Below are 13,375 nucleotides of genomic sequence, written 5' to 3' on the forward strand. Positions count from 1 at the left end.
GCTCTCTGGTTTCAGGGAGCTATTCTTTTTGTAAAAATAAGTGTTTTCATTCATGATTTTTTACTTCAAAAAAACTAAATTTGGTTAAAAAAAAATTGACATGAATAAAATTTTACTTTTTACATTCTTTTTAATATTTCAAATAACATCTTCACAAGAATTGAACATTAATAAAAACTGGGTAATGAATTCCGCAGTTGATTGTTCTGGAAAAAAGCTTAAACGTTCTCAAGAAAACCATTGGAATGTAACTTTTAAGGCAAACGGATTCGCTACTTTTATAATCAATAAAGACTTAAAAAAAGAAACTCCTTTTAAAATTAATGGAGATAATATTAACTTAGCGAATGTTAATTATAAAATATCAAAAATTACAAAGGACTCATTAATTTTATTAGAGAACTCTAAACGATGTGTAAAATATTTATTCCTAACAAAATCTGCAACTCAACAAGTAAAAGCTGAAATAATTAAGAAGCAAGCTTATAAACATTTTATGCACAATGGAGATACTGTGTACTTTACAACGGAATATAATGCTCCTAAACTAAAAAACTACGAGAGTTATCATTCCTATTTTTACAAAAAACTTCCTTACTTCAATAAACCCGATTGTGTGGCACAATTTCAATTTATCGTTTCAAAAAATGGAGAAATATTAAATCCAAAAGGTAGTATTAGTTGTCTTAAAAATGATCAAAAAAAGGTTACTAAAATCATCGAAAAAATGAAAGGTAATTGGACACCAATGCTAATTGATAGTAAACCTGTAAACTCATTAATCCGAGAAAAAATAACCTACGGAAAAACAATGAAGCTAAGTACACATTAATTTAGCTACTTCTTTTCTAAATGGTCTTCGATATCTGCAATATGATGTTGCAATGCTTTTGTAGAAATTTGTATTTCTTTTATCAACAAAGACAGAGAAATAATCAACAATATTAAGGCAAAACCAAAAACCCAAACTGCCATTGTGTTTAGATGTACATAAATTAGAAACATGGTTACAACACAAAACAACAAACTAGAAATACCGAAAATCTGCATCCATTTTGTTAACGTTAAACGGAGTTTTAAATTCTTAATTTGTCTTAATAATGAAGTATCTTTCTTCTCTAAATAAATACCATGCAAATTTCTAATAACTGCTGCATACGCTAAAAATCGATTGGTATATGCCAACATAATTAAAGAAATTGCTGAAAATAAAACTGCCGGTGTTGTTAATGTTAATTCTTCCATATAAACATCAAAATTAAGTAATAATTATCATCAAATTAAAAAATTAACATCAAAATTTTAGTGTTATTTATTTAAGAAAATTCTAGAAAATCTCGTATTTCTAAACCCAACAAAAATGTTACATTTGCAAACATGCGAATAGATATTATTTCAGTTGCCCCAAATTTATTAGAAAGTCCGTTTAATCATTCTATTATTAAAAGAGCCAAAGATAAAGGTTTAGCAGAAATTGTAATTCATGATTTACGTGAGTATGGTTTGGGCAATTACAAACAAATTGACGACACACAGTTTGGTGGTGGTGCTGGTATGGTTATGATGATTGAACCCATTGCAAATTGTATTAAAAAACTACAATCTGAGAGAACGTATGATGAAGTTATTTATATGACTCCAGATGCACAAACATTAAATCAAGGAACTGCAAACACACTTTCTTTAAGAGAAAACATCCTTATTTTAACAGGTCATTATAAAGGTGTAGATCAAAGAATTCGTGATAAATATATTACAAAAGAAATTTCTATTGGCGATTATGTTTTAACTGGCGGAGAATTAGCAGCTGCCGTTTTAGTAGATGCTATTGTTCGTTTAATTCCTGGTGTTATTGGTGATGAACAATCTGCTTTAACAGATTCTTTTCAAGATAATTTATTATCACCTCCTGTATACACTAGACCTTCTGAGTTTGAAGGAATGAAAGTCCCTGATGTTTTATTATCTGGTAATTTTCCTAAAATTGATGATTGGAGAAGTGACCAAGCTTACAAAAGAACAGAAGAAATAAGACCCGATTTATTAGAAGATGAAAACTCTTAGCCTTTTTAATATAAATTTCAGAACGCAAAACTTTGAATAAGATAAAAACATTTATAAAAAATAATAAAGCCATTTCTTGGGTTTTAGGATTTCAATTATTTCGATTGATATTACTCCCATTTATGGGTTTAATGCCTCAAGATGCGTATTATTATTTATACGGACAGAATTTATCTCTTTCTTATTTTGATCATCCAGGAATGATTGGATACATTTTAAGGGTCTTTACAGATGTTTTTGGACACTCTATTTTTGCAATTAAATTTGCTGATTTTGTTGTTACCTCTTTAACCATATTAAGTTTTTACAAATTAGCTTCTTACTTTTTATCAAAACAGAAACTACAAAGAGCAATTGTTTTATTAGCTTCTACTATTTTTATTTCTATTTTATCTTTTAATTCTACACCAGATGTTCCACTTTTATTATTCTGGACATTGAGTTTAATTTGTTTGTACAAAGCAATTTTTGAAGAAAAAAAATGGTTTTGGATTTTAGGCGGAATTGCAATGGGACTTGCTTTCGATAGCAAATACACCTCATTACTATTGCAAATAGGATTAATTGCATTCGTTATGTTTTCTAACAAATACAGAAAACTATTACTTTCTCCTTGGTTTTGGCTTTCGCTGATAATATCAGTAGCAGTAACTTTTCCTGTTTGGTATTGGAACTACCAAAACGAGTTTGCATCATTTGCTTTTCAATCATCAGAAAGAACAAGTTCTATCTCAGAATTTAAAATATCACCTTCAAATTTCTTTGGTGCAATTGGTCATCAAATGTTCTTATTATTACCAGTTTTATTTTTAATTTTTATAACGTTTACTTATAAATATGTAAAAAGAGCGTTGTTAAAGTTTAAAATTCCACAAGTTAAAACCTTATTTTTATTGGCGTTTTTTATTCCAACTTTTGTTGGTTTCTTTAGCCTTACTCCTATTTATTGGGTAAAACTAAATTGGATGATGCCTTCTTATATTACAGGAATCATTTTAGCAGGAATGTTTATCAATAAGAAGTTATTGAAAATTCAAATTATATTTTCAATTGTCTTTCACGTATTGGTAAGCCTTCAAATCCTATTCTATTTAGTTCCTATTAAAAGCGATGATACTTGGGTTGGTTGGGAAGAATTAGCTTTAGAAACAGAAAAATTACAGGAGAAATATCCAAACACATTTGTGTTTTCTGATGATAATTATAAAACGTCTGCTTGTTTAAACTTTTTTATGGATGATAAAGTCTATGCTCAAAACATCATAGGTTTACACGCTTTACATTTCGATTATTTAGGTGATGATTTATCAACCTTAAATACTAAAAATGCATTGTTTATAGATTCTGATAAACGTTTTAAGAATAAAGATAGAAAAGGAAACTTTCATCCATTATTAAATAATCATTTTGATAAAGTTACAGAACTAACACCAATCATTATTAAGATTAATGGGAAAGAGTCTCGTAAGTTCTGGGTTTTCTACTGTACTAATTATCAAGTAAAAAATAATTAGTTTTAGTTTTTTCAATAAAAAATAATGATTACTTTTGCAAACGCTAAAATAACCTCTGACGAAGAAATCGTGAATGTTGCTTTACAAAAAATTATAAATATTAAGATATGGAAGCTTTAATAAAGTTTGTTCAAGAAGAATTTGTAGCAAGAAAAGAATTTGCAGAATTTGCAGCTGGTGATACAATCACTGTTTATTACGAAATTAAAGAGGGTGAAAAAGTACGTACTCAGTTTTTTAGAGGTGTAGTTATTCAAAGAAAAGGAGTTGCAGCTTCTGAAACGTTTACAATCAGAAAAATGTCTGGTACTGTAGGTGTAGAAAGAATTTTTCCTGTAAACTTACCTTCTATTCAAAAAATTGAAGTTAACAAAAGAGGTAAAGTACGTAGAGCTCGTATTTTCTACTTTAGAGGTCTTACTGGTAAAAAAGCTAGAATTACTGAAAAAAGAAGAAAATAATCTCTTTTTACATAAATTTAAAAAAAGCGTTGTGAATTTTCACAACGCTTTTTTTTATGCCCAAAATATACTTATTTGAGATTTAATATTGAAACGTAAAAAACACCCTTTATTCAAATCTTTTAGCAATTTTAATAGTACAGAATACTTTTTGTAAGAAGCTTAATTTTACGTAATAGGCCATTAATCTTCCTATAAACTCATATTCGTATTAATACCCGTGATTTATTATTAAATACCTATAAAAACAACACAATTAATACTTTTTAATCAATATAAATACCACTTTAAATTCATAAATTTGCTTCGCTTTTTTTACGAAAACCATTTCGTTGAAAATAAATAACATCTAAAAAATATAACTTAAAATGAGCAAAATAGCTAAAATTGTATACACAAAAACGGATGAAGCTCCTGCTTTAGCAACCCGTTCTTTCTTACCTATTGTAAAAGCTTTTACAAAATCTTCTAATATAGAGATTGAAGTGAAGGATATTTCTTTAGCCTCTAGAATTCTTGCTAATTTTTCAGAATATTTAACTGAAGATCAAAAAGTTGAAGATGCTTTAGCATTTCTAGGTGATTTAGCTAAAAAGCCAGAAGCAAATATTATTAAATTACCAAATATTAGTGCTTCTGTACCTCAATTAAAAGCTGCAATTTCTGAATTACAAACTTTAGGTTACAAATTACCTAATTATCCAGAAGAAGCAAATACTGATGATGATAAAGCTGTATTAGCGTTATATAATAAAGTAAAAGGTTCTGCTGTTAATCCTGTTTTAAGAGAAGGAAATTCTGACAGAAGAGCACCAAAAGCAATTAAAAATTACGCTCGTAAAAACCCACATTCTATGGGTGCTTGGAGTGCTGACTCTAAAACTCATGTAGCAACTATGAGTGAAGGAGATTTTGCTAATAACGAAAAATCTGTTACGGTAGAAAAAGCAACAAGTGTTAGCATTAACCATATTGCAACTGATGGTATAAAAACTACATTAAAAGGGAATTTACCTTTAATTGATGGTGAAATTATAGATGCAACTGTATTAAGTAAAAAAGCTTTACTTACCTTCTTAGATAAAGAATTTACAGACGCTGCAAACAGTGGTGTATTACTTTCTTTACACATGAAAGCAACAATGATGAAGGTTTCTGACCCTATTATTTTTGGTCATGCTGTAAAAACATATTTCAAGGAATTATTTGATAAGCATCAAGCAACTTTTGATGAAATTGGAGTTGATGTAAATAATGGTTTTGGAAATTTAATAAGTAATCTTGATGAAGTTTCTGCTGAAAAGAAAGCTGAAATTTTAAAAGATATTGATGCTGCTTTTGAAAAAAATGCAGATTTAGCAATGGTAAATTCTGATAAAGGAATTACTAATCTACATGTTCCTTCTGATGTAATTATTGATGCTTCTATGCCAGCAATGATTAGAACTTCTGGAAAAATGTGGAATGCTAAAGGAGAGTTACAAGATACTAAAGCAGTAATACCTGATAGTTCTTATGCAGGTATTTACTCTGCTACAATCGATTTCTGTAAAAAGAATGGTGCTTTTGATCCTACAACAATGGGAACTGTTCCTAATGTTGGTTTAATGGCTCAAAAAGCAGAAGAATATGGTTCTCATGATAAAACTTTTGAAATTGCTTCTGCTGGAAAAGTAATCGTTGAAGATGTTTCTGGAAATACACTTTTAGAACATACTGTTGAGAAAGGTGATATTTGGAGAATGTGTCAAGCTAAAGATTTACCAATTCAAGATTGGATTAAATTAGCAGTTACAAGAGCAAGAGCCTCACAAACACCAGCAGTTTTCTGGTTAGATGAAAAAAGAGCTCATGATACAGAAATCATTAAAAAAGTAAATTTATATTTACCTACACACGATACTTCTGGATTGGATATCAGAATTTTATCACCAATAAAAGCAACAGAATTCACTTTAGAAAGAATTGTAAAAGGAGAAGATACTATTTCTGTTTCTGGTAACGTTTTACGTGATTACTTAACAGATTTATTTCCAATATTAGAAGTTGGTACTTCTGCAAAAATGTTATCAATTGTTCCATTAATGAATGGTGGAGGATTGTTTGAAACTGGTGCTGGTGGTTCTGCTCCAAAACATGTTCAACAATTTTTAGAAGAAAATCATTTACGTTGGGATTCTTTAGGAGAGTTTTTAGCATTAGCAGTTTCTTTAGAACATTTAGGAACTACTACTAATAACTCGAAAGCTTTAGTTTTAGCTGAAACTTTAGAGGACGCTACAGATAAGTTCTTAGAAAATGATAAATCACCTTCAAGAAAAGTAGGTGAATTAGATAATAGAGGAAGCCATTTTTACTTAGCAATGTACTGGGCAGAAGGTTTAGCTAATCAAGATAAAGATGCAGAATTAAAAGCTTCTTTCTCTAAAATAGCAAATGATTTAAAAGCAAATGAAGATAAAATAATTGCTGAATTAAATGAAATTCAAGGAAACGAGAACAACATTGGTGGTTATTACCAACCAACTGATAGTTTAGCAGATGCAGCAATGAGACCTAACAGTACTTTAAACAGTATTTTAAGTTAAAAATAAGCTAAATTTTCTTAAAACATTAACAAAAAGAGTGCTTTATGGCACTCTTTTTTCATTAGATTTGGTTGCTAAACAAACTGAAAACTAATGACTAAGAAAAAAATTGCGCTTATTTCTGTAGCATCACTAATTGTTCTCTACTTAATTTACAATTATTTTTCATCTCCAACAGACGATAAAGTATACTTAGAATCAAAAGTATCAAAAGGAAATTTTGTAAGTGAAGTAATCACTTCTGGTGAAGCACAATCTACAAGTTCTAAAAAAATTAATGGGCCTAACAATCTTAGAAAATTTAGATTAAACAATCTAAAAATACAAGATTTAGTAGCAGAAGGAACCATTGTAAAAGAAGGAGATTACGTTGGTAGATTAGACCCTAGTAGTGTAAATGAACAAATACTAGATGCTCGTTTAAACTTAGAAACAGCTCAATCTAAATACACACAACAGCAATTAGATACCACACTATCTTTAAAGCAAGAAAGAAATTCTATTAAAGATTTGCGTTTTACCATGCAAGAAACCAAATTAGAATTAGAACAATCTATTTATGAACCACCTGCAACCATAAAAAAATTAGAAATTAATTTAGAAAAAGCAGAAAGAGGTTTAAAAGAAAAGTTAGAAAACTATACCATAAAAAAGAGACAAGCGAATGCAAAAATGGTAGAAGTTGGAACATCTGTATCTAAAATTAATAAAAAACTGAACGACTTATTAAAACTATTAAAGTCTTTTACAATTTATTCTGATGGAAATGGAATGATTACTTATGATAAAAATTGGGATGGTACTAAAAAGAAAGTAGGTTCTTCAATAAGTCCATGGAATCCTACAATTGCAAGTTTGCCAGATTTAACTAAAATGGAATCTAAAACTTATGCAAATGAAGTTGATATTAGAAAAATAAAAAAAGGATTGCCTGTAAAAATAGGATTTGACGCTTTTCCTGATATAGAAATGGAAGGAATTGTTACTAATGTTGCTAATGTTGGTGAAAAGAAAAGAGGTTCTGATATTAAAGTTTTTCAGGTTTTAATAAAACTAGATGGTTCTAATTCTAATATTAGACCAGGAATGACAACTTCAAATAAGATATTAACTTTTGAAAGAAAAGATGTTTTAAGCATTCCTTTAGAAGCCGTTTTCTCTAAAGATTCTATAACTTATGTTTATAAAAAATCTGGCTTTTCTGTTATCAAAAAGGAAATACTAATTGGAGATTCAAATAATGATTCAGTTATAATAACTGAAGGTTTAGCAGAAAACGATGTTGTTTATTTAAACAAACCAGAAGGATACGACAAAGAACAAATAGCCAAATTAAATTAGTTCTATTATGATAGACAAAATTTATATTGAAAAACTAAAATCTAATTTTAGTGAAGCTGTTCGTGTAATTTTAGCTAATAAAATTAGAACCTTACTTACCTCTTTAGGAATTATTTTTGGTGTTGCTGCTGTAATAACAATGCTTGCTATTGGTAGTGGTGCAGAAAAAGAAATTTTAGCACAGTTAGAATTAGTAGGTGTTAATAATATTGTTATTACTCCTATACCAGATGAAACGGAGAATGAAAACGAAGATGCTGCAGATGATGGAGCAATAGCCGCTAAACGTTTTTCTAAGGGATTAGATATGCTAGATGTAATTAGCATTAGAAAAAACATTCCTTCTGTTAAAACTGTAAGTCCAGAAATAGTTTTAGAAACTTATGTTATTAAAAAAGGAAGACAAAGTGCAGTAAAATTAATTGGTGTTTCTACAGATTATTTTGCAACTGCAAACATTACTATAGAAAGTGGTAAAAACTTTTCTAATGCACAACTAGAAAACTCACTTCCTGTTTGTGTTATTGGTAAGAAAATAGAAAAAAAATTATTTACAGGAGAAAGCGCAATTGGTAAACAGATAAAAGTAAAAGATGTTTGGTTACAAGTAATTGGCATAATTGAAGAAAAAATTATTTCAGAAAACGCACAAGAAAACCTAGGTATTAGAGATTTAAATAAAGATGTTTATATACCTATAAAAACCTTTTTAGTCCGTTATAAAGACCGTAAAATAATAAGTGATAAACAAATAGATTTAAGTGGTGGAGGAATGATAATGGTTGGGGGTAATAACCAAGGTCCTAAAAAGAGAATACCTAGAGGTAATTATCATCAAATTGATAAATTAATTGTACAAGTAAATAATTCAACAGAATTAAACGCAACTGCAGATGTGTTGAGTAGAATGTTAAAAAGAAGACATAATGATATGTTAGACTTTGAGATTTCAATTCCAATTCAATTATTAAAGCAACAGCAAAAAACCAAACAGATATTTAATATTGTACTTAGTATAATTGCTGGTATTTCTTTATTAATTGGCGGTATTGGTATTATGAATATCATGTTAGCATCTGTTCTAGAAAGAACAAAAGAAATTGGAATTATAAGAGCAATTGGAGCAACACAAGAAGATGTTATACTTCAGTTTTTAACTGAATCTATTTTAGTAAGTATTGGTGGCGGAATTATAGGAATCGTCTTAGGTATTTTTGCCTCCTATATTCTAGAGATTACAACCGGAATTGAAACTATTTTAACGCTAAGTTCTATTTTACTATCATTTTTTGTGGCAACCTTAATTGGTTTAATTTTTGGAATTGCACCTGCAAAATCTGCTGCAAGTAAGAGTCCTATTGAAGCTATAAGACACGAATAAACTATAGAGAGCCAATAATTGGCATTTAACAAGTAATATCAATTATAAAAATAATCGTTTAAGAAATTAAATTAATGAAAAAGATAATTATACTATTTTGTTTTTTACTATCTATTTCTCTTTATAGTCAAAGAGAAATTACATTAGAAGAAGCTATTAAAATTGCTCAAAAAAACTCACCAGATTATAAAACACTTTTAAATAAAAACCAAGCAAGTTTTTGGAGGTTTAAAAACTACAAAGCAGGTTTTTTACCACAGTTACGCTTAAACGCAACTTTACCTTCCTATTCTAATTCTATAAATGGTCAAATCAATGATGATGGTCAGTATGAATTTGTTAGATCAAATCAAGCTAGATTACAAGGTAATTTGTCTTTAAATCAGAATATTGCTTTAACAGGTGGAACTATTTCTTTAAGTTCTCAGTTAGAAAGAGTTGATGTTTTTGGGGATAATTCTTCAACAGGTTTTTCAGTTATTCCTTTTTCAATAAATTATAATCAAAATTCAATTTTTTACAATCAATTTAAATGGGATAAAAAGATAGAGCCTTTAATTTATGAAGAAGCAAAAAGAGAATTCATCGAAAATATGGAGCAAATTTCATTAAATACTTCAAGAAGATATTTTGCCTTATTAAAAGCTCAAGTTCAATCTAAAATTGCCAAATCAAACTTATCTAATCAAGATACATTATTTCAAATATCTAAAGGAAGGTTTAAAATGGGGAAAATAGCAGAAAATGATTTACTTCAGATAGAGCTTTCAGTTTTAAACTCTAAAAATAGTCTTACCACAAATGAGATTAATTTTAAAAGAACTTCACAAAATTTATCTAGATATTTATCTTTAGACACAGAAAATATTTTACTAAATGTACCTAAGGAATTATCCATATTTAAGGTTACTGTAAAGAAAGCAATTGAAGAAGCTAAATCAAACAGAAAAGCAGTTATAGAATTTAGAAGAAAAAGATTACAAGCAGAACAAGATGTTGCAGAAGTAAAAGGTAGTAATCGTTTACAATTAAGATTAAATGCAAACTTTGGTATCTCTCAACAGGGACAAGTTTTTAATAATTTATTTCAAAATTATAATCAACAACAAAATGTTTCGATATCTATAGGAATGCCAATTTTAGATTGGGGAGTTTCTAAATCTAGAAGAAAGTTAGTTGAGGCAAGTAAAGATTTAGTAAACACAAATATTGAGCAAGACAAACAAGAGTTTGACCAAGAAATTTATTTGCATGTTTTGAATTGGCAAAATCAACGTAATTTTTTAGAGACTGCTAAAAAAGCCCAAGAAATTGCTATTAGAAGATACGATATCACTAAAAAAAGATTTGTTCTTGGTAAAATTACAATTACAGATTTAAATTTAGCGCTTCAAGAAAAAGACAGATCTGTTTTACAATACTTAAATTCTTTAGAAAATTTTTGGACTGATTACTATACCCTAAGAAGACTAACTTTATATGATTTTATTAAAAATAAAAAAATAGAAGTTAAAGATATTATTTACAATTAAAAATCCTCAATTTTAACCTTATATTAAAATTAAGAATTGTAATTTTGTTTATCTAAATCAATAAATATCTAAACAAAACATTTAGTTATTAAAATTATAAAAAAGACAAAAGAATGCTTCATTTTAAAAAAATTCTGTCATTATTATTCTTAATCAGTTTTACTGCATTCAGTCAGGAAAAACAAACGATTAGCGGAACAATTTATGACGATAGTAATAATGAAACTTTAATAGGAGTTTCCATTTACTTTCCAGATTTAAACATAGGAACTACTACAAATGAATACGGATTCTATTCTGTTACATTGCCAGAAGGAACTTACAAAATACAGTTAAGCTACTTAGGTTATGCTACCATTATTGAAACAATCGACCTACAAGAAAAGCTATCAAAAAACTTTAAATTGAAAGAGGAAGCAGAAAGTTTAGATGAAATTCTCATAGAAGCTAATATCGAAAACTTAAATGTTAGAACACCTCAAATGAGTGTGAACAAACTAACATCAGCATCTATTAAACAAATCCCTGTAGTTCTTGGTGAAGCAGATATTATTAAGTCTCTAATTTTACTTCCTGGTGTTACAAGTGCCGGTGAGGGTGCTTCTGGCTTTAATGTAAGAGGTGGTGCAGCAGACCAAAATCTAATTTTATTAGATGAAGCAATTGTTTTTAACTCTTCACACTTATTCGGGTTCTTCTCCGTTTTTAATCCTGATGTAATAAAAAATGTAAAATTGTATAAAGGTGGAATTCCTGCAAAATACGGAGGAAGATTGTCTTCTGTTTTAGATATTTATCAAAAAGAAGGAAATAGTAAAGAGCTTAATGTTACTGGTGGAATTGGCTTAGTTTCTTCAAGATTATTAATTGAAGGTCCAATAAAAAAAGAGAAAATTTCATTTTTAGTTGGTGGTAGATCTTCTTATGCTCATTTATTTTTACCGTTGTTTGATAATGACAACAAAGCTTATTTTTACGATTTAAACACTAAAGTAAATTATCGTGTTAACGATAGAAACAGCATTTTCTTCTCTGGTTATTTTGGAAAAGATGTGTTTGGAATTAGTGATAATTTTGTAAATACATACGGAAATAAAGTTGGTAATTTACGTTGGAATCACCTGTTTTCAGACAAACTCTTCTCTAACTTATCTTTAATTTATTCTGATTATTTCTATGGATTAACCTTAGATTTTGTTGGTTTCGAATGGGATTCTGGAATTACAAACTATAATATTAAATACGATTTTAAGCATTATTTGAGTAATAAAATTAAATTGAGTTATGGTGTTAACAATATCTACAGTAAATTTAATCCTGGAGAAATAAAGCCAAACAGAGACGATTCTGGAATTATTGCTGAGAAATTAACTGACAAATATGCCAACGAATTTGCTGCATACATTGATGCTGAACATAAAATTAGTGATAAACTTCAATTACAATACGGTATTCGTTTTAGTAATTTTACAAGATTAGGGCAAGATGAATTAAATATGTACACAAATGATGAAGCTGTAATCTATAATAGTGAATTCAAAAAGTATGAATCTGCAGATGCAATTGGTACAGAATCTTTTAAAAGAAGCAATGCTATTAGTAATTTCAACAACTTAGAACCAAGAGTTTCTGCTTCTTATCTTTTAGATAATAATACTTCTATAAAAGCCAGTTATAACAGAATGGCGCAGTACTTACATTTATTATCTAACACGGCTTCTCCTACTCCATTAGACGTTTGGGCGCCAAGTGGAAAATACATAAAACCACAATTATTAGATCAATATGCAATCGGTTATTTTAAATCTATAAAAGATGGAGATTACTCTTTAGAAACTGAAGTTTTTTACAAAGATATTCAGAATAGAATCGATTATATAAATGGTGCAAATTTGGTAGCAAATAATGAAATTGAAACTGTAATTTTAAATGGAAAAGCAAGAGCTTATGGTTTAGAAGTTTTATTGAAGAAAAATGAAGGGAAATTTAAAGGTTGGATAGCGTATACATTATCTAGATCTGAACAATTAACTGCAGGTAGAACAGCAAATGAACCAGGAATTAATAGCGGAGAATGGTACAACACTCCTTATGATAAAACCCACGATTTTTCTATAAATGCTAGTTATGAATTAAATGAAAAATGGAAATTCAATACAAATTTTGTTTTTCAAACTGGGCAACCGACAAACTATCCTGTTGGGCAATATGAAGTGCAAGGTTTAAACGTACCAATTTATGATGATAATAGAAGAAACGCTGATAGATTACCAACATATCACAGATTAGATATTTCTGCAACTTTAACTCCTAGAAAGAACAAAAACAGAAAATTACAAGGAGAATGGGTTTTTGGTATTTACAATTTGTACGGACGTCAAAATGCTGCTTCTATAAACTTTACACAAAACAGAGAAACCTATAGAAACGAAGCTATTCAAACTTCTATTTTTGGAATGGTGCCTTCTGTTACTTATAATTTTAAATTTTAAAC

At 28.7% G+C, this 13,375-nt stretch carries 10 protein-coding genes; 9 read left to right on the forward strand and 1 reads right to left on the reverse strand.

The window, feature by feature from the left end; all coding sequences use genetic code 11:
• Positions 1 to 100 precede the first annotated feature (100 nt).
• Complete coding sequence (locus BTO07_RS05060) at positions 101 to 832, forward strand: hypothetical protein (RefSeq protein ID WP_087520195.1); 732 nt, start codon at positions 101 to 103, stop codon at positions 830 to 832.
• A gap of 5 nt (positions 833 to 837) precedes the next feature.
• Here the strand turns inward: BTO07_RS05060 and BTO07_RS05065 are convergent, their stop codons facing one another.
• Positions 838 to 1,245 (reverse strand): DUF2721 domain-containing protein, encoded by a 408-nt coding sequence (locus tag BTO07_RS05065; protein ID WP_087520196.1) that lies wholly within the window; start codon positions 1,243 to 1,245, stop codon positions 838 to 840.
• Positions 1,246 to 1,377: 132 nt separating this feature from the next.
• Between BTO07_RS05065 and trmD the strand changes: the two genes are divergently transcribed.
• The 8 genes from trmD to BTO07_RS05105 all read left to right on the forward strand — a co-directional run bounded on the left by trmD (position 1,378) and on the right by BTO07_RS05105 (position 13,373).
• Positions 1,378 to 2,064, forward strand: coding sequence for a tRNA (guanosine(37)-N1)-methyltransferase TrmD (gene trmD, locus BTO07_RS05070; RefSeq protein ID WP_087520197.1), 687 nt, complete (start codon positions 1,378 to 1,380; stop codon positions 2,062 to 2,064).
• A 32-nt stretch (positions 2,065 to 2,096) separates the two neighbouring features.
• A complete protein-coding gene (locus BTO07_RS05075) occupies positions 2,097 to 3,578 on the forward strand; it encodes a glycosyltransferase family 39 protein (RefSeq protein ID WP_087520198.1) in 1,482 nt (493 codons plus the stop codon).
• A gap of 107 nt (positions 3,579 to 3,685) precedes the next feature.
• Complete coding sequence (gene rplS, locus BTO07_RS05080; RefSeq protein ID WP_087520199.1) at positions 3,686 to 4,039, forward strand: 50S ribosomal protein L19; 354 nt, start codon at positions 3,686 to 3,688, stop codon at positions 4,037 to 4,039.
• 368 nt (positions 4,040 to 4,407) lie between these two features.
• Entirely contained in the window at positions 4,408 to 6,627 is a 2,220-nt protein-coding gene (locus BTO07_RS05085; RefSeq protein WP_087520200.1) for an NADP-dependent isocitrate dehydrogenase, read from the forward strand.
• A 93-nt stretch (positions 6,628 to 6,720) separates the two neighbouring features.
• The gene (locus BTO07_RS05090; RefSeq protein ID WP_087520201.1) at positions 6,721 to 7,968 is read left to right on the forward strand and encodes an efflux RND transporter periplasmic adaptor subunit; all 1,248 of its coding nucleotides are present in this window, start codon (positions 6,721 to 6,723) and stop codon (positions 7,966 to 7,968) included.
• Between the two features lie 7 nt (positions 7,969 to 7,975).
• Positions 7,976 to 9,349 carry an ABC transporter permease gene (locus tag BTO07_RS05095; protein WP_087520202.1) on the forward strand — a complete coding sequence of 458 codons (1,374 nt, stop codon included), beginning with the start codon at positions 7,976 to 7,978 and terminating at the stop codon, positions 9,347 to 9,349.
• A gap of 74 nt (positions 9,350 to 9,423) precedes the next feature.
• Entirely contained in the window at positions 9,424 to 10,881 is a 1,458-nt protein-coding gene (locus BTO07_RS05100; protein ID WP_087520203.1) for a TolC family protein, read from the forward strand.
• A 113-nt stretch (positions 10,882 to 10,994) separates the two neighbouring features.
• Positions 10,995 to 13,373 carry a TonB-dependent receptor gene (locus tag BTO07_RS05105; RefSeq protein ID WP_087520204.1) on the forward strand — a complete coding sequence of 793 codons (2,379 nt, stop codon included), beginning with the start codon at positions 10,995 to 10,997 and terminating at the stop codon, positions 13,371 to 13,373.
• The last annotated feature ends 2 nt before the right edge of the window (positions 13,374 to 13,375 follow it).

The organism is Polaribacter sp. SA4-12, from assembly GCF_002163675.1.
Lineage (GTDB): Bacteria > Bacteroidota > Bacteroidia > Flavobacteriales > Flavobacteriaceae > Polaribacter.